At 66.3% G+C, this 17,751-nt stretch carries 15 protein-coding genes; 11 read left to right on the top strand and 4 right to left on the bottom strand.

From position 1 onward, the window contains the following. Positions 1-91: 91 nt before the first annotated feature. The gene (locus ACOYR4_RS07690) at positions 92-997 is read left to right on the top strand and encodes an AEC family transporter (protein WP_291441632.1); all 906 of its coding nucleotides are present in this window, start codon (positions 92-94) and stop codon (positions 995-997) included. Then, positions 994-1,641 (top strand): GDSL-type esterase/lipase family protein, encoded by a 648-nt coding sequence (locus ACOYR4_RS07685; protein WP_422849139.1) that lies wholly within the window; start codon positions 994-996, stop codon positions 1,639-1,641. Before ACOYR4_RS07690 ends, ACOYR4_RS07685 begins: the two co-directional genes overlap by 4 nt. Before the next feature lie 90 nt (positions 1,642-1,731). Here ACOYR4_RS07685 and queG read toward each other — a convergent pair whose 3' ends face one another. Then, positions 1,732-2,781, bottom strand: coding sequence for a tRNA epoxyqueuosine(34) reductase QueG (gene queG / locus ACOYR4_RS07680; protein WP_422849138.1), 1,050 nt, complete (start codon positions 2,779-2,781; stop codon positions 1,732-1,734). Positions 2,782-2,793: 12 nt separating this feature from the next. On the opposite strand from queG, the gene tsaE reads away from it, so the two are divergent. The 3 genes from tsaE to ACOYR4_RS07665 all read left to right on the top strand — a co-directional run bounded on the left by tsaE (position 2,794) and on the right by ACOYR4_RS07665 (position 5,270). Then, positions 2,794-3,336 carry a tRNA (adenosine(37)-N6)-threonylcarbamoyltransferase complex ATPase subunit type 1 TsaE gene (gene tsaE / locus ACOYR4_RS07675; RefSeq protein ID WP_422849137.1) on the top strand — a complete coding sequence of 181 codons (543 nt, stop codon included), beginning with the start codon at positions 2,794-2,796 and terminating at the stop codon, positions 3,334-3,336. A gap of 6 nt (positions 3,337-3,342) precedes the next feature. Beyond that, a complete protein-coding gene (locus ACOYR4_RS07670) occupies positions 3,343-4,809 on the top strand; it encodes an N-acetylmuramoyl-L-alanine amidase (RefSeq protein WP_422849136.1) in 1,467 nt (488 codons plus the stop codon). 119 nt (positions 4,810-4,928) lie between these two features. Further along, positions 4,929-5,270 carry a cupin domain-containing protein gene (locus ACOYR4_RS07665; protein WP_309823109.1) on the top strand — a complete coding sequence of 114 codons (342 nt, stop codon included), beginning with the start codon at positions 4,929-4,931 and terminating at the stop codon, positions 5,268-5,270. Positions 5,271-5,290: 20 nt separating this feature from the next. Here the strand turns inward: ACOYR4_RS07665 and ACOYR4_RS07660 are convergent, their stop codons facing one another. Continuing rightward, on the bottom strand, positions 5,291-6,871 hold the full coding sequence (locus ACOYR4_RS07660; RefSeq protein ID WP_309823107.1) for a methyl-accepting chemotaxis protein: 1,581 nt from the start codon (positions 6,869-6,871) through the stop codon (positions 5,291-5,293). Positions 6,872-7,147: 276 nt separating this feature from the next. On the opposite strand from ACOYR4_RS07660, the gene ACOYR4_RS07655 reads away from it, so the two are divergent. Beyond that, on the top strand, positions 7,148-7,387 hold the full coding sequence (locus tag ACOYR4_RS07655) for a glycine zipper 2TM domain-containing protein (protein WP_015013308.1): 240 nt from the start codon (positions 7,148-7,150) through the stop codon (positions 7,385-7,387). A gap of 121 nt (positions 7,388-7,508) precedes the next feature. Here ACOYR4_RS07655 and ACOYR4_RS07650 read toward each other — a convergent pair whose 3' ends face one another. Beyond that, entirely contained in the window at positions 7,509-8,156 is a 648-nt protein-coding gene (locus ACOYR4_RS07650) for a DedA family protein (protein WP_295942133.1), read from the bottom strand. Between the two features lie 108 nt (positions 8,157-8,264). Here ACOYR4_RS07650 and mutL point away from each other — a divergent pair, with 108 nt between their 5' ends. Continuing rightward, a complete protein-coding gene (gene mutL, locus ACOYR4_RS07645; RefSeq protein ID WP_422849135.1) occupies positions 8,265-10,361 on the top strand; it encodes a DNA mismatch repair endonuclease MutL in 2,097 nt (698 codons plus the stop codon). A 66-nt stretch (positions 10,362-10,427) separates the two neighbouring features. Further along, positions 10,428-11,108 (top strand): hypothetical protein, encoded by a 681-nt coding sequence (locus ACOYR4_RS07640; protein ID WP_422849134.1) that lies wholly within the window; start codon positions 10,428-10,430, stop codon positions 11,106-11,108. A 93-nt stretch (positions 11,109-11,201) separates the two neighbouring features. On the opposite strand, the gene ACOYR4_RS07635 is transcribed toward ACOYR4_RS07640, so the two are convergent. Then, complete coding sequence (locus tag ACOYR4_RS07635; protein WP_422849133.1) at positions 11,202-12,365, bottom strand: glycerophosphodiester phosphodiesterase; 1,164 nt, start codon at positions 12,363-12,365, stop codon at positions 11,202-11,204. A gap of 274 nt (positions 12,366-12,639) precedes the next feature. Between ACOYR4_RS07635 and gdhA the strand changes: the two genes are divergently transcribed. The 3 genes from gdhA (at position 12,640) to ACOYR4_RS07620 (ending at position 17,662) form a co-directional block, all read left to right on the top strand. Further along, positions 12,640-13,983: an NADP-specific glutamate dehydrogenase gene (gene gdhA / locus ACOYR4_RS07630; protein WP_422849132.1), complete on the top strand. Its 1,344-nt coding sequence runs from the start codon at positions 12,640-12,642 to the stop codon at positions 13,981-13,983. Positions 13,984-14,114: 131 nt separating this feature from the next. Continuing rightward, a complete protein-coding gene (locus ACOYR4_RS07625; RefSeq protein WP_015013302.1) occupies positions 14,115-15,248 on the top strand; it encodes a PilT/PilU family type 4a pilus ATPase in 1,134 nt (377 codons plus the stop codon). Between the two features lie 14 nt (positions 15,249-15,262). Further along, positions 15,263-17,662: a GspE/PulE family protein gene (locus ACOYR4_RS07620; protein ID WP_422849131.1), complete on the top strand. Its 2,400-nt coding sequence runs from the start codon at positions 15,263-15,265 to the stop codon at positions 17,660-17,662. The last annotated feature ends 89 nt before the right edge of the window (positions 17,663-17,751 follow it).

Genomic DNA, 17,751 nt, shown 5'->3' with positions numbered 1-17,751 from the left:
TAAAAATGGGCGCGGGTGCGCAGCCTCCCTGCCCCACTCAACCGGCTGGGAACCCCCCACCGGCTTGCCATGCATCAAGTATTCTCGGTGCGTGAACTACGCCCAACTCCTGCTCCCCGATTTTTCACTCATCTTCCTGGGCTACCTGATCTGCCGGTACACCGCCCTGAACCGCTCGGTCTGGCAGCCAGTGGAGAGCCTGGTGTATTACCTGCTGTTCCCGGTGCTGCTGTTCCAGTCCATCGTCAAAAGCCCGATGGATATCGGCGCGGCGTCGGGCTTGATCGGCGCAGGCATGTTGTCGGGCGTGATCGGCATCGCACTGGCCTACAGCCTGCCGCACTGGCCCTGGGTGGGCAAGCACATCGACGTGCGCGACCACGCGGCCAGCGCGCAGGTGGCGTTCCGCTTCAACTCCTTCATTGGCCTGGCCATTGCCGAGCGGCTGGCGGGCACGCAGGGCCTGTTGATGATTGCCGTGCTGATCGGTGTGTGTGTGCCGCTGTTCAACGTGGCGGCCGTGTGGCCCATGGCCCGGCACGGGCAGCACAGCTTTGCGCGTGAGCTGTTGCGCAACCCGCTGATCATTGCCACCGCCTCGGGCCTGGCAGCCAACCTGCTGGGCTTTCAGATTCCCGAATGGGCGGTGCCCACGGTCAGCCGCATCAGCTCCGCATCACTGGCGCTGGGCCTGATGGCGGCCGGGGCGGGGCTGCAGTTTGGTCTGCTCACACGGGGCAAGACGCTGAGCGTGTCGGTGCTGGCCATCCGCCACCTGGTGCAGCCGCTGGTGGCGTTTGGCATGGCCCGCATATTTGGTCTCGACGCCGTCCAGACGACGGTGCTCCTGGCCTTTGCCGCCTTGCCCACGGCATCGACCTGCTATGTGCTGGCAGCGCGCATGGGCTACAACGGGCCGTATGTGGCGGGGCTGGTCACGCTGTCCACCTTGCTGGGCATCGTGAGCCTGCCGTTTGCGCTGGGGGTGCTGCGATGAACGGGGGCCTGAACCGCAGGCGGCTGCTGGGCGCCAGTCTGGTCGCCACCTTGGGCCTGGTCGCGTGTGGCCGCAAACCGCCGCGTGCCCAAGCGGTGCCGCCGGGCGCCACGGTGCTGGCGCTAGGCGACTCGCTCACATCGGGCGTGGGGGCCTCGGCCGACACCGCCTACCCGGCCGAGCTGGCGCGCCTGACGGGCTGGAAGGTGGTCAACGGCGGCGTGTCGGGAGACACCTCGGCCCAGGCGCTTGCACGCCTGCCGGGCCTGCTGCAGCAGCACCAGCCCGCACTGGTCATCGTAAGCATTGGTGGCAACGACTTTTTGCGGCGCCAGAGTGCGGCCACCACGCGCGCCAACATCCTGCGCATCTGCAGCGAGGCCAAGGGCAGCGGCGCACAGGTGCTGCTGGTGGCTGTGCCGGAGCTATCGCTGATGGCCGCTGCCGGCCGCCTGAGCGACCACCCGCTGTACGAAGAGATTGCCGAGGAGCTGAAGATCCCGCTGCACGCCAAGGGCTGGTCGAGCGTGCTCGCGCAAGAGCGGTTGCGGTCGGACCAGATCCACGCCAACGCCGCAGGGTATGCGGAGTTTGCCCAGGGACTGGTGGGCACTTTGCGGCAGACAGGGTTGCTGGTGCGGTAAGGCCCCGGCACAACGGCTATCACTCCTATTTTGATAGCTGACCAGGCATATTGCACTATCGCTACCAGGCGATTTCTTTCAAAACCGTCCTCAACCCGCCTCCAGCGCCCAGGCCACATGCTCCCGCACCAGCGCACTGGCATCCTCTGCGCGTGACTGCAGCGCCGTGCGCAAGGCGTCGTCGCCGGTGGCGCGCAGCGCATTGCCCAGTGCCACCGCCACATTGCGCAGCCAGCGCTCATGGCCTATGCGGCGAATGGGGCCGCCCTCGGTCATGCGCAAGAAGGTGGCTTCGTCCCACGCAAACAGGTGCACCAGTTGCTGGCCTGAGAGGCCTTTGCGCTCATCAAAGTCGGGCAGGCGGCTGACCTGGGCAAACTTGTTCCAGGGGCAAATGAGCTGGCAGTCATCGCAGCCATAGATGCGGTTGCCCAGCAGAGGGCGCAGTTCCACGGGGATGGGCCCGGCGTGTTCGATGGTGAGGTACGAGATGCAGCGCCGCGCGTCGATGCGGTGCGGCGCGATGATCGCCTGCGTGGGGCAGATATCGATGCACGCATTGCAGCTGCCGCAGTGCGCGGTGACGGGCTCGCTCGGTGGCAGCGCCATGTCCACATAAATCTCGCCCAAAAAGAACATGGACCCGGCCTCGCGGTTGAGCACCAGCGTGTGCTTGCCGCGCCAGCCCTGGCCGCTGCGCGCAGCCAGCTCGGCCTCCAGCACCGGGGCGGAGTCGGTGAACACGCGGTGACCAAACGGGCCGATGGCCTCGGCAATGCGGTCGCTGAGCTTTTGCAGCCGCGCACGCAGCACCTTGTGGTAGTCGCGCCCCCGGGCATAGACGGAGACGATGCCCTCGTGCGGGCGCTGCAGGCGGGAGAGTTCGGCCGCCTGCCAGCCCCCGGGCGCATCCCTGGCCGTGTCGCGCGGCAAATAATCCATGCGCGCCGTGATCACGCTCACGGTGCCGGGCACCAGTTCGGCCGGCCGCGCGCGCTTCATGCCGTGGGATGCCATGTAATGCATGTCACCATGGAAGCCCTGCGCCAGCCAGGCCGCAAGACCCGGCTCGGCCGCAGACAAGTCCACCCCCGCCACGCCGATTTGGGAAAATCCCAGCTCGCGGGCCCACTCCTGCATTTGAGGAACGAGTTGACTGTTGCACCACATACCGGCCAGATTGTAGAAAGCGGCAGCGATGCCCCTGGCGCCCCCCCTGCCGGCACTTCTGCCGAACCCACGCGCCAATTCATCTGGCATGGCGAGGAAGACACCGCCGCCTTTGCCCAGCGCCTGGCCGCACAACCCATGCTGGCCAACGCCTTTGTAACCCTGCACGGCGACCTGGGTGCGGGCAAGACCACCCTGGTGCGCCACCTGCTGCGTGCGCTGGGCGTACAGGGCCGCATCAAGAGCCCCACCTATGCCGTGGTGGAGCCCCACGAGGCACCAGGCATTTCGATCTGGCACTTCGACTTCTACCGTTTTGACGATCCGCGCGAGTGGGAAGACGCCGGTTTCAGGGACATTTTTGCCAACCCCGGTCTCAAGGTGGCAGAATGGCCGGAAAAGGCTGCAGCGCTTACCCCGCTTGCAGACCTTGCTATTCACATTGAAGCAACGGATGACACCGAAAGGAAGGTCACTCTGCATGCCCCCACCGCCACCGGGCGCAGCCTGCTGCAAGCTCTCTGAGACGCCGTGAACGAATCCACCTTGCCTGCCCGCCAAGCCCCCCTGCCCTCGCGCCGCGCCGTGCTGCGCGCCAGCAGCCTGGTGCTGTTGCTGGGCGCACAGCAGATTGCGCGCGGCGCCACCATCGTGGCCGTGCGCGTGTGGCCTGCCCCTGAGTATTCGCGCGTCACCATCGAGTCCGATGGCGCGCTGGTGGCCAAGCAGTTTTTCGTGACCTCGCCGCCGCGCCTGGCGGTGGACATTGAGGGCATCGACCTGAGCCCCGAGTTGCGTGAACTGGTGGCCAAGGTCAAGCCCGACGACCCCAACATCGCGGGCATCCGCGTGGGCCAGAACGCGCCCGGCGTGGTGCGCCTGGTGGTGGACCTCAAGCAGCCCGCCATGCCGCAGGTGTTCACCCTGCCGCCTGTGGCCGCCTACCGCCACCGGCTGGTGTTTGACCTGTACCCCGCAGCGCCCGTGGACCCGCTGGAGGCCCTGATTGCCGAGCGCCTGCGCGATGCCAACGGCCCCGCTGCTGCGTCTGCCCCCTCGCCTGCCAGCGCCCCTGCCACCGCCCGCGCGCCCGCACCGGCTGCCGAGCACGACCCGCTGGGCGACCTGATCGCGCAGCGCGCCAATGGCCCCACCACCGGCAGCACAGGTGCACAGCCGCCCGCCCCGCCACCAGCAGTGGCGGCGGCGCCTGCACCCGGGGCAGCCCCCGCAGCGCCATCGCGCCCCGGCAACCGCGCCACAGCCACCGAGACCGACCGCATCATCATCGTGGCACTCGACCCCGGTCACGGTGGCGAAGACCCCGGCGCCATCGGCCCCTCCGGCACGCGTGAAAAAGACGTGGTGCTGCGCGTGGCCCACCTGCTGCGCGACCGCATCAATGCCACCACCATTGGCGGCAATCCCATGCGGGCCTACCTCACACGCGACGGGGACTACTTTGTACCCCTGGGCACCCGCGTGCAAAAGGCCCGGCGCGTGCAGGCCGACCTGTTCGTGAGCATCCACGCCGACGCGTTCACCACCCCTGCCGCACGTGGTGCCAGCGTGTTTGCGCTGAGCCAGGGCGGTGCCTCCAGCACCGCAGCCCGCTGGCTGGCCAACAAGGAAAACCAGGCCGACCTGGTGGGCGGCATCAACGTGCAGTCCAAAGACCAGCATGTACAGCGCGCGCTGCTGGACATGAGCACCACCGCGCAGATCAACGACAGCCTCAAGCTCGGCACAGTGCTGCTGGGCGAGATCGGCAATGTGGGCAAGCTGCACAAGCCGCGCGTGGAGCAGGCAGGCTTTGCCGTGCTCAAGGCGCCCGACATCCCCAGCGTGCTGGTCGAAACCGCGTTCATCAGCAACCCCGAAGAAGAAAAGCGCCTGCGCAGCAGCGCCTACCAGGAGCAGCTGGCCGACGCGCTGATGCGCGGCATCACGCGCTACTTCGCCAAGAACCCGCCACTGGCGCGCAGCCGGTCGGTGTAGGCAGGCAGGGACATCGCGCGCGGGACGGCCAGCCCACCTTGCGCGCACTGCCAACTGCAGGCACAGTAGCCTGCATCGGCCGGGCGCGCACCGCGCCCTGGCCAGCAAGGAGAACTGCCATGGCCCTGCCCCACGCCCAATCTGGCCAGATCGTCAGCGTGCGCCCTCTGGGGGCGCGTTTGGCCGACACCGTCACCACCGCCATCCTCAAAGCCGGCCAGCTCGAAGTCATGCGGGTGGTCCTGCCGATAGGCAAATCCATGAAAGAGCACCAGACGCCCGGCGAGGCGACCGTTCAGTGCATCGAGGGCGTGGTGGAGTTTGCAAGCGACCAGGGCGTGCAGCAGTTGCACCCCGGCGACTTTGTGCACCTGGCACCGCGCGCGCTGCATTCGCTGAAGGCGGTGGAGCCTGCGTCCCTGCTGGTCACGATGTGCCTCAAGCCTGCCCCAACGGCTTGAACCGCAGCCCGCCCAGGCAATCAGCGCCCCAGCCGGAACACGCTCACGATCTCTGACAGCCGCGCCGCCTGGTGCTTGAGGCTGTCGGCCGCCGCCGCGCTCTGCTCCACCAGCGCAGCGTTCTGCTGGGTGACCTGGTCGAGCTGCATCACCGCCTCGCCCACCTGGCTGATGCCGATGGTCTGCTCGCCCGTGGCGCTGGAGATTTCGCCAATCAGGTCGCTCACCCGCTGCACTTGGGCGACGATGTCTTCCATGCTCTGCCCAGCGTTGCTCACCAGCTGCGTGCCGTTTTCCACCTTCTCCACACTCGCACCGATCAGGGCCTTGATCTCCTTGGCGGCTTCGGCGCTACGCTGGGCCAGGCTGCGCACCTCGCTGGCCACCACGGCAAAGCCACGGCCCTGTTCACCGGCGCGTGCGGCCTCCACCGCCGCGTTCAGCGCCAGGATGTTGGTCTGGAATGCAATGCCGTCGATCACGCTGATGATGTCGGTGATCTTTCGGGACGCGGCCGAGATGTCCTGCATGGTCGTCACCACCTGGCCCACCACCTCGCCGCCCTTGACTGCCGCCTGCGATGCCGAGCCGGCCAGCGTCGCGGCCTTGCGCGCGGTGTCGGCGTTGTTCTTCACGGTGCTGGTGATCTGCTCCATGGAGGCGGCCGTTTCCTCCAGGTTGCTGGCCTGCTCTTCCGTGCGCTGGCTCAGGTCGGCATTGCCCATGGCGATCTCGCTGGAGCCCGTGGCAATGCTGTCGCTGCTGTGCCGCACATCGCCCACGATGCGCACCAGCGAGGTCTGCATGCCCTGCATGGCCCGCATCATCTCGGCCACCTCGCCCCGCCCATGCACCTCGATGGGCTGAGACAGGTCGCCCTCGCCAATGCGCTGCGCCACCGCGCCCACCGCCCCCAGCGAGCGGCGAATGCGCTGCACCACCACCCAGGACAGCACCACCAGCAGCGCGAGCCCCGCCACGCCGGCCACCAGCACCGTCATGCGGTAGGACTGGATGAGTTCAGCCGCCTCGGCCGCCTGCTCGGCCGAGCGGCGCACCTGGTAATCGACCATCTTGTCGGCAATGGCGTTGTACTTGTCCAGCACTGGAGCAAACGTGCCCAGCGCATAGGCGCGCGCCTGGGCCATGTCACCCGCCTTTTTCAGCTCCAGCGATTTGTCGCGCGTCTCCAGGTACGACTTGCGGATGGTGGCCAGCTCTTCCTGGATGCGCAGGCCCTCGGGGCTGTTTTCCAGCTCGGTGTAGCGCTTTTGCACCTTGCTGGTGTCGGCCGTGGTGGCCGCCATCGTGTCCTTGAAGTAGTTTTGCAGGTCATCGCCCTCGGTCTGGGCGATGGAGAACACGCGCGTGGAATTGACGGCGATGTTGCTGCGCCAGCGCAGCGCCAGTTGCAGCCGCTCCACCTGCTCGGACGCGAGATGGTCCACCGTGGCCCCCAGATGCTGCACGCGCACAAGGCTGAGCACCAGCACCACCACCAGCGCCAGCACCGCCACCCCCACGATCAAGCTGATCTGCTGCGCCACCGTCAACTGAGCGCCCACGGCCCCCCGGCCGGCGTGCTGGATGTGCTGGGTCATCGCGTGTCCCCTTGTGTAAGTTTTGTACGCCCAGGAAATGATCTGCCTGTGCAACGCGGTTGGCAACAGCGCCGGGCGCAGGGAAACCCTAAGAGCTTGTTTGCGATCCCCTGGGAGAGGTAGACAGGCTCTCAGAAACTGTCCTACAGCCAGCGCCCTCGCCAGCCTACACCGCTGAAATGCATCACGAGCCACAGTAGAGGCACAGGTCGAGCTTCAGACGCCACTGCGGAAGGGGACCACGGCCTGACTCCACAACCATCAAGGAATCTCGCCATGAAAATCCGTCACATTCTTCTCGCGACCACTTGCACCGCGGCCCTGGCACTGGGTGGTTGTGCATCCAACCCGACCAACGCCCAAGTGGGTACTGGCGTCGGCGCCGTGGTCGGCGGCGTTGCCGGTAACGCCATCTTCGGCGGCCCCGTGGGCACCATCGGCGGCGCCGCTGCCGGCGCCCTCATCGGCCATGAAGTGGGCGAAGACCGCGACCAACGCCGCCCCTATCGCCGTTAAATTTCCGGGGCGCTGAGCGCACCCCCTTGGGTGCACAGTACCCGTTTGGGCATCAAAAAAGCGGCAGGCGCATGATCCACATGCGCCTGCCGCTCTTGTTTTGATAGCAGATGGTCGATCTTCAGACCGTACGTGCCTGACGCCCTGCGCGCCACGCGCCAAAGATGGCGATCAGGCCCGGCACAAAAATCATCGCCCAGATGATCTTGTCCAGGTTCTCCTTGACCCACGCAAAGTTGCCGAAGAAGTACCCCGCCGTGGCAATACCGAGCACCCACAGCAGCGCACCACCCACGTTGTACGCGGTGAACTTGGCACGGTTCATTTCAGCCACGCCCGCCACGAAGGGTGCAAACGTGCGGATAAAGGGCATGAAGCGCGCAATCACGATGGTGATGCCGCCGTAGCGCTCATAAAACTCATGCGCCTGGTTGAACGCCCGGCGGTTGAACCAGCGTGAATCCTCCCACTGAAACACCTTGGGCCCAAAGTAGCGGCCAATCGAATAATTGCACTGGTCGCCCAGGATGGCCGCCGCCAGCAGCACCGCGCACGCCAGCGGAAAGTTCATCATCCCCGCCCCACACAGCGCACCCACGATGAACAGCAGCGAGTCGCCCGGCAAGAACGGCATCACCACCAGCCCCGTTTCGACAAACACGATGGCGAACAGCAGCGCGTACACCCACATGCCGTAGGTCTGCACAAACGCCTCCAGGTACTTGTCCACGTGCAGGATGAAGTCGATGAGAAAAGTGACAAGTTCCATGAAGAGGCAGGCCCGGCGCGGCGCGGAAAAAAGGTGGGCGCATTATCCCCATCCCGTCCGCCGCACCGCCCGATATCCCTGCACAGCCCCCGCCCTAAAATCCCCCGGGTGAACGACACCTCCTCCTCCCTCGCAGCGGCGCAGCCCGCCTCCGGCCCCACGCCCCCCGCGCGCCGCCCCATCCGCGATCTGCCCGATGAGCTGATCAGCCAGATTGCAGCTGGCGAGGTGGTGGAGCGCCCGGCCTCGGTGGTGCGGGAACTGGTGGACAACGCGCTGGACGCGGGCGCCACGCAAATCACTGTGCGGCTGTCGGCAGGTGGGGTGCGGCTGATCACGGTGGAAGACGATGGTGGAGGCATTCCGCAAGAAGAGCTGCCCGTGGCCCTGCGCCGCCACGCCACCAGCAAGATCACCAACCTGAACGACCTGGAGACCGTGGCCACCATGGGCTTTCGGGGCGAGGCGCTGGCGGCGATTGCGTCGGTGTCGGAGATGGCCCTGCTCTCGCGCCCGGCGGCCCAGGCCAGCGCCTTCTTGCTGGACGCGCGCAGCGGCGAGCTGCGCCCCGCCGCACGCAGCACCGGCACCACGGTAGAGGTGAAGGAGCTGTTCTTCTCCACCCCCGCGCGCCGCAAGTTCCTGAAGACCGACGCCACCGAGCTGGCGCACTGCATTGAATCGGTGCGCCGCCACGCGCTGGCGCGGCCCGATGTGGGCTTTGCGATCTGGCACGAGGGCAAGTTGGTGGAGCAGTGGCGCGCCACCTTCGTGCCCGGCCAGAGCGATGTACAGGACGCCCATGACGCGCTGGCCCGCCGCCTGTCGGATGTGCTGGGCGAGGACTTTGTCACCCAGTCGGTTGCTGTGCAGCACCGCGTGGGGCCTGTCACCGTCACCGGCCGCGCAGGCCTGCCCGACGCGGCCCGCTCGCGGCCTGACCACCAGTATTGCTACGTCAACGGCCGCTTTGTGCGCGACAAGGTGCTCACCCACGCGGCCCGCAGCGCCTACGAAGACGTGCTGCACGGCCACAAGCAGCCCATCTACGCGCTGTATGTGGAGATCGACCCGGCGCGTGTGGACGTGAACGTGCACCCCACCAAGATCGAGGTGCGCTTTCGCGACAGCCGCGAGGTGCACCAGGCCGTACGCCATGCGGTGGAAAACGCGCTGGCTGCGCCCCGGGCCGCCGCACTGGCAGCGGCTGCGGCGGCGCCCAACCCCTCCACAGCGGGTGATGGGGAGCATTTCAAGCCCCAGACGCCTCAAGCGCCGGTGTGGAATGCCCAGGCTGCTATCAAATTTGAAGAACGGGGCCACCGTGTGGAAGACCTGGCGGCCCTGTGGGCGCCGCGTGGTGCTCCCTCCGCGAGTCCCATGACAAACCCAGCGGTTGGCGCTGCGGTGGGGGGACTGTGGGCGCCTTCGGCCCAGGCGAGTGCGAACGCAACAGTCACAGCGCCCACCACGCCCAATGCTCCCGGCGCTTCTGCCACGGGGTGGGACGGCGCGCAGCCTGCAGAGGTAGCTGCGCCCTCTGCAGCATCCACGACCGCTCCCCTTGCCAGCAACCCGGCCACGGCCTGGCCCGTGGGCCGCGATGGCCAGGAAACCGCCTGGCCCCTGGGCAAGGCCGTGGCGCAGTTGCACGGTGTGTACATCCTGGCCGAAAACGCCCAGGGCATGGTGGTGGTGGACATGCATGCCGCCCACGAGCGCATCGTCTACGAGCGCCTGAAGGCCCAGGTGGACAGCGGCGCGCGCATTGCGAGCCAGCCCTTGCTGATCCCTGCCACCTTCGCCGCCACGCCACAGGAAGTCGCCACAGCCGAAGAGTCTGCCGAAGTGCTGGCCACGCTGGGCCTGGAGGTGGTGCCCTTCTCCCCCAAGACCCTGGCCGTGCGCGCCGTGCCCACCACGTTGGCGCAGGGCGACCCGGTGGAGCTGGCCCGCAGCGTGCTGGCGGAGCTGGCCGCCCACGACGCCACCACGGTGGTGCAGCGCGCCCGCAATGAAATCCTGGGCACCATGGCCTGCCACGGTGCCGTGCGGGCCAACCGCAAGCTCACCATCGACGAGATGAACGCCCTGCTGCGCCAGATGGAAACCACCGACCGCTCCGACCAGTGCAACCATGGCCGCCCCACCTGGCGACAGTTGAGCATGAAGGAGCTGGACGCGCTGTTCCTGCGTGGACGGTAGCGGCGGGCACCACCCCGCCCGCGACATAGCCAGAGCCCTCTCCTCCAGCCATTGCCATCGCCCTCCATGACCTATCGTTGCAGCCCCGCCCCTACACCCGCCCTCAACCTGCTGGCGGCCACCACTGTCCTGTGCCTGGCCTGGCCCGCCCACGCCGGGCGCCCCCTGTCCGTGGACGATGCGGGCGTGGACGAGGTGGGCCATGGCCACGTCGAAGTGTGGTGGGAGGGCCAGCGCGGCCAGCCCGGCACGGTGTACGTGGCCCCTGCCTTCACCCCCATCGCCGGACTGGAGCTGGGCGCCGTGTTGGCGCGTGACCGCAACGAGCGTCACACCCTGCAAGGCCTGCAGGCCAAGTGGCTGTGGAGCCCCGCGCAAGAACAAGGCTGCAATGCAGGCAGCAGCGCCGGCGTCGTGCACCGGCGCCAAGGTGCCGGGCAGAGCGCAGGCAGCGTGGTCGCGCTCAATCTCATCGGCACCTGCGCCGCGACCTGGGGCGTGGTCAATGCCAACCTGGGTAGCCAGCGCGAGCGCGGCCAGTCCTGGCGCGCCACCTGGGGCGCCTCGGTGGAGCGCACCTGGGGCGCCATCACGCCGCACCTGGAAGCCTTTGGCACCCAGCACAGCGCCCCCACGTTTCAGACCGGCGCCCGGTGGGAGTGGGCGCCCGGCAGGCAGCTCGACGCCACCATTGGCCGCCAGCAGGGGCGCACCGTGCTCAGCGTGGGGTTTGCGCTGGGGTTCTGACCCCGCACCACACCGCCGCATGAAAAAAGCCCGCCGAAGCGGGCTTTTTGACGGGTGCGCAGAACGCTACTTAGTAGCGTGCAGTGGCCTCTTTCAGTTGTCCCGCGCTGCCTTGGCCGTGTCGGCAAAGTCGCTGAACACGCCGTCCACACCCAGGTTGTAGAACAGCTTGTATTCGGCCTTGGGGTCGCCCTTGAAGTCCGAGGCCAGGCGCTTGGCTTCGTTGCGGAAGGTGTAGGCGTGCACGAACAGGCCTTCAGCGTGTGCGTTCTTCACCACGTCGGTGGGCGCAATCATCACGCGGTCGCGTTCGTCGATCTTGCCGTCGCCATTCAGGTCGTCGGGCTTGCCGTCCTTGTTGGCATCCACTTGCTTGGAGGGGATCAGGTAGGGCTTCCAGGGGCCAATGCCGTCGGCGTAGGTCTTGACTTCCTTGAGGCCCGCGGGGGTTAGCAGGCTGGCGAAGGTACGCGAGTCACCGGCCACGGCAAAGTCATAGGGCTTGTCGTACGGGGCCACCAGCGACATGGTGCCATCGGGGTTCACATCGTCTGCGTCCACCAGCTGCACCAGGCGCACCTGGGTCTTGGTGCGCAGGTACTTGAGGTTGGAGACTTCGAACGACTGGATGATGACGGGTGAGCTCTTGGAGGTGTAGCCGTACTTGGCCAGGATGGCCAGCAGGCGGTCTTCCAACGGCAGGCCTTGCTTGACGTGGTAGGTGGGGTGCTTGGTCTCGGGGTACACGCCCACGGTGCGACCCGCCTTGGCGCCTTCGGTCTTGGCCAGGTCCAGCACTTCCTCAAAGGTGGGGATCTGGAACTTGCCGTTGTACGACTGGTCGCGGTCGGACAGGGGCTGGATGGCGCGCAGGGTCTTGAGTTCGGCCAGGGTGAAGTCGGTGACAAACCAGCCTTCTTCCTCTACGCCGTCCACCACTTTCTTGGTCTTGCGGCTGGCGAATTCGGGGCGGGTGGAGACATCGGTGGTGCCGGTGATGTTGGGCTCGTGGCGGGCGACCAGCACACCATCCTTGGTGGCCACCAGATCGGGCTCGATGAAGTCGGCGCCCATGTCGATGGCCAGCTTGTAGCCTTCCAGCGTGTGGTCGGGCCGGTAGCCCGCCGTGCCCCGGTGGCCGATGACCAGGGGCTTGTCGCCGTTCAGGGTGGGGTACGGATAGTTGTCGCTGCCGCCGCAGGCTGCCAGCGTGGCCACCATGGCCAGCGCGCCCCATTTCACACCAGGGATGTGCATGCTCTTCTCCTCGCTATGTTGTTGGTAGAACCGCCGAACTGTGGCGTCGGCATGTGACAAGGCCATGACGTTGGCTTGACCAACGGATGACGGCCAAACCACCCGCCAAACGCACCAATATGTGGCAAATATCCCGGCCACATTCCCCACCATTGTGCATAGACATCGGCATGAACGTATAACTTTTGGACATAATTCGATGCTGCGGTGCGCCAAACCGGTGCATGACTGCCTTCGATTTGTTGACCCTTTACTGCTGAAAGCCCTTTGAACCATGAAACACGCGACCGCCGAGAGCTTCCTTTCCCACGTGGCGCTCCGCAATCCCGGCCAGCCGGAATTCCTGCAAGCTGTCACCGAAGTGATGGAAAGCCTGTGGCCGTTCATCGCGCAGCACCCCCGCTATGCCGAGCACGGCCTGCTGGAGCGGCTGGTGGAGCCAGAGCGCGTCGTGATGTTCCGCGTGTCCTGGGTGGACGACCATGGCGCCGTGCAGGTCAACCGCGGCTACCGCATCCAGCACAGCATGGCCATCGGCCCCTACAAGGGCGGGCTGCGCTTTCACCCGTCCGTCAACCTGTCGGTGCTCAAGTTCCTGGCTTTTGAGCAGACTTTCAAGAACGCACTGACGACGCTGCCCATGGGCGGCGGCAAGGGCGGCTCCGACTTCGACCCCAAGGGCAAGAGCCCTGCCGAAGTCATGCGCTTTTGCCAGGCCTTTGTGACCGAGCTGTACCGCCACGTGGGTCCGGACACCGATGTGCCCGCCGGCGACATCGGCGTGGGCGGCCGTGAGGTGGGTTTCATGGCGGGCATGTACAAAAAGCTGGCCAACAACGCAGCCAGCGTGTTCACCGGCAAGGGCCTGTCGTTCGGCGGCTCGCTGATCCGCCCTGAAGCCACGGGCTATGGCACCGTGTACTTCGCGCAAGAGATGCTCAAGACCCGGGGCCGCTCGTTCGATGGCCTGCGCGTGTCGGTGTCGGGCTCGGGCAACGTGGCGCAATACGCCGTTGAGAAGGCCATGCAACTGGGTGCCAAGGTCATCACGGTGTCGGACTCCAGCGGCACCATCATTGACGAAGAGGGCTTTACGCCTGAAAAGCTCGCCATCCTCATGGACGTCAAGAACCACCTGTACGGCCGCGTGAGCGATTACGCCGCACGCACGGGCGTGAAGTTCGAGGCCGGTGTCCGCCCCTGGCACGTGAAGGTGGACGTGGCCCTGCCCTGCGCCACGCAAAACGAGCTGGATGAGAACGACGCGAAAACGCTCATCCAGAACGGCGTGGTCTGCGTGGCCGAGGGCGCCAACATGCCATCGACCATCGAAGCCGCCAAGGCGTTTGAGGCCGCTGGCGTGCTCTACGCCCCCGGCAAGGCCAGCAATGCGGGTGGCGTAGCCACATCGGGCCTGGAGATGAGCCAGAACTCGGCCCGCCTATCCTGGCCGCGCGAAGAGGTGGACGCACGCCTGCTGCAGATCATGCAGGGCATCCACGCGGCCTGCCTGCAATATGGCAAGCGTGCCGACGGCAGCGTGAGCTATATCGACGGTGCCAACATTGCCGGCTTTGTGAAGGTGGCCGACGCCATGCTGGCACAGGGCGTGGTATAGGCCCCAGCAGGGCCTCAGAGCCTGTTCGCACAGCAAATCACTGGGGCTTCGGCCCCTTTGTTTTTGGCGCGCGGCGCAGTGCAGGCTATGCTGCACCTGGAAACAAATACGCACACTTTGGGGAGTCCGGCATGGAAATCTTCAGCTTCTTGAACGTCATGGTCGAAAAAGGAGGCTCGGACCTCTTTTTCAGTGTCGGCGCGCCGGTCAATCTCAAGATCGAAGGGGTCACCCACCCGTTGAAGATGCCCGCCTTGCTGCCCGGCCAGGTCAAGCAACTGGCCTACTCGGTCATGAACGAAAAGCAGATCGGCGAGTTCGAGGCCAAGCAGGAGATGAACCTGTCGATCTCGGCCGAGAACCTGGGGCGCTTCCGGGTAAACGTTTTTGTGCAGCGCGGCGAAACCGGCATGGTGGTGCGCTACATCAAGAACAAGATCCCGCCACTGGCCGCACTGGGCCTGCCCCCGGTGCTGGAAAAGCTGGTGCTGCGCAAGCGTGGCCTGGTGCTGGTGACCGGCGCCACCGGCTCGGGCAAATCGACCACGCTGGCGTCGATGATCAACTACCGCAACGAGAACGTCACGGGCCACATCCTCACCATCGAAGACCCGCTGGAGTTCTTGCACGCGCACAAGCGCTCGGTGGTGGACCAGCGCGAGGTGGGCATCGACACGCAGTCGTACGAAGAAGCCCTGAAGAACGCGCTGCGCGAGGCACCCGACGTGATCATGATCGGCGAGATCCGCGACCGCAACACCATGAAGCAGGCCATTGCCTATGCCGAGACGGGCCACCTGTGCCTGTCCACGCTGCACGCCAACAATGCCAACCAGGCCATGGAGCGGGTCATCAACTTCTTCCCCGAGGATGCGCACCACCAGCTGCTGATGGACCTGAGCCTGAACCTGGCTGGCGTGATCTCGCAGCGCCTGATCCCCGGCCTGCACGAAAAGCTGGTGCCTGCGGTGGAGGTGATGCTCAACTCGCCCTACATCGCGGACCTGATCGCCAAGGGCGAGTTCTCCGGCATCAAGGAGGCCATGGGCCACAGCACCGAGATCGGCATGTGCACCTTTGACCAGGCGCTGTACCAGCTCTACACCGACGGCCGCATCTCGCTGGACGAGGCGCTACACAACGCCGACTCGCGCACCGACCTGGCGCTGCGCGTGCGCCTGGCGGCGGGCGTGACCACGCAGGATGCGGGGGACCTTTCCATCGACACCTCCTCGCCCATGCAGTCGGCCTCGCGGCTGTCGTGACAGGCAGCGCGCGCATGCAGCATTGGCCGTTTCCGCCGTTCTTTCGCGACGCGCGGCCGGCAGATGTCGTCACACCGGCAGACGCCATCGTCTTCACAACGGGCGGGGACACCCGCCACGGCGTGCTGGAGCAGTTTGACCCGCAGGCACAACGCGCCGTGCTGATGCCGCCAGAGGGCACGGCGGCGGTGACACTGCCGTTTGCGGCCATCAAGAGCATCCAGCTGATGCCACCCATTCCGCTGGCGGCCGATACCGACCTGACGGCGCGTTACCAAGCCGCCGGGGGACACGAAGTCAACACCACATCGCGCCCCTTCACCGTGCAATTCGTCGACGATGAAAACCTGCGCGGCGAGACCAAGGGCTTTGTCAAAACCCGCCAGGGCCTGTTCTTCTATCTGACCACCGATGCGGTGCACTGCGTGCGGATATTCATCCCCACCACGGCACTGCGCAGCTACCAGGTGGGCGGCCTGCTGGGCCAGCACCTGATCCAGTCGAACCTGGTCAGCGCCGACACGGTGCAACTGGCCCTGACCGAGCAGGAGCGGCGGCGGCAAGGCCCCTCGGCCAACGGCGAACCCATCCGCAGCCCGGCGCAGCTGGCCGGCCAGATCACCCAGATCGGCAGTTTTGTGCCCGTGCGGCTGGGCGACCTCCTCATCAACCAGGGACTGGTCAGCAACGACCAGATGCGGGATGCCCTGACGCTGATGCAGCGGGGCAACAAGCACCTGCTGGGCAACATCCTGGTGGAGATGGGCGCGCTGAGCCGGGCCCAGCTGACCGAGGTGGTGGCGCAGCAGTTCAGCATTCCGATGGTGGCGCTGGACGGCTTTGTGGTGCAGCCCGAGGTGCTGCGCCTGGTGCCCAAGGAATACGCGGTAGAGCACCAGGTGCTGCCCCTGCTGGTCAGCGACAAGAGCCTGGTGGTGGCGGTGGAAAGCCCGGTGGATGCCGACTACCTGGACGAGCTGCGGTTCTCGGCCCAGAAGCAGGTGGTGCCCGTCATTGCCAACCCGGACGAACTGGCGGCGCGCATCACGGTGGAATACTCCAAGGTGGGCATGGACCGCACCGATCTGTCGATTGAAGAAGAGCTGCGGCAACTGTCCCAGCGGCTCACGGCCAGCGACACATCGCCGGGCCACCCAGACCTGCAGCGGCAGGTGTCCGACAACGACAGCCTGGTGGTGCGGCTGGTCAACAAGACCATCCTGGACGCCCAGGCACGGGGCGCGTCGGACATCCACATCGAGGCCTACCCCGAGGAGCAGCCCACGCTGATCCGGCTGCGCGTGGACGGCGATTTGACCGAATACATGCGCATCCCGTTCGTGCTGCGCGCGGCGCTGCTGTCGCGCATCAAGATCATGGCCAACCTGGACATCTCCGAGCACCGGCTGCCGCAGGACGGAAAGATCGACTTCTCGCGCTTTGGCCACACCAAGCTGGAGCTGCGCGTGGCCGTGCTGCCAACCACCAACGGGCTCGAAGACATCGTGATGCGGCTCCTGGCATCGTCCAAACCCATCCCGCTGGCCAAGCTGGGCATGGATGGCGCCCTGGTCGAACAACTGCAGCAGATGGTGCACCGCAGCTACGGCCTGATCCTGGTGTGTGGGCCCACGGGGTCGGGCAAGACCACCACCCTGCACTCGCTGCTGGCCGAGGTGAACCACCCTGACACCAAGATCTGGACGGCCGAAGACCCCATCGAGATCACGCACCATGGCCTGCGCCAGATCCAGATGCACCCGCGCATCGGGCTCACGTTTGCCACCGCCATGCGCGCCTTTTTGCGGGCCGACCCGGACGTGATCATGGTGGGCGAAATGCGCGACAGCGAAACCGCCCACATCGCCATCGAGGCATCGCTGACCGGCCACATGGTGATGTCCACCCTGCACACCAACAGCGCGCCCGAGAGCGTGATCCGCATGCTGGACATGGGGCTGGATCCCTTCAACTTTGCCGACGCGCTGGTGGGGGTGCTGAGCCAGCGCCTGGCGCGCCGCCTGTGTCCCGACTGCAAGCAGCCCTACACCCCGGACGCCGACGAGCTGCAGCAGATCGCGACGGACTACGCGGCCGGCACCGGCCTGGCGCCCGAGAGCCTGCTGGCGCCCTGGCGCAGCCGCTTTGTCCCCGCAGGGGCATCGGACTGGGTGCTGTACCGTGCCCAAGGGTGCAGCCATTGCGACCACACGGGCTACAAAGGCCGTGTGGGCATCTACGAACTCATGGCCGCCTCGCCGGGCATCAAGAAGCTGATCCAGACCCGTGCGCCAGTGGACCAGCTGTTTGAGGCCGCCACCGCGCAGGGCATGCTGCGGCTGCTGCAGTACGGGTTGCTCAAGGTGCTGGAGGGCGTGACCGACCAGCGCAGCGTGCGCGGAGCCTGCTCCTGAACCGCAGAGCCCCAAGGACGCTCTCGCAGGGGATCGTCCATGGGGCCTTCCAATACCCTCCGTCCTCACCGAACTTTTGCACCGGGACC

It is taken from the genome of Acidovorax sp. M14, assembly GCF_049331375.1.
Taxonomy (GTDB): Bacteria; Pseudomonadota; Gammaproteobacteria; order Burkholderiales; family Burkholderiaceae_C; genus Acidovorax.
The sequence above is the reverse complement of the archived record's forward strand: the minus strand, read 5'-3'. Positions and strand labels throughout refer to the sequence as shown.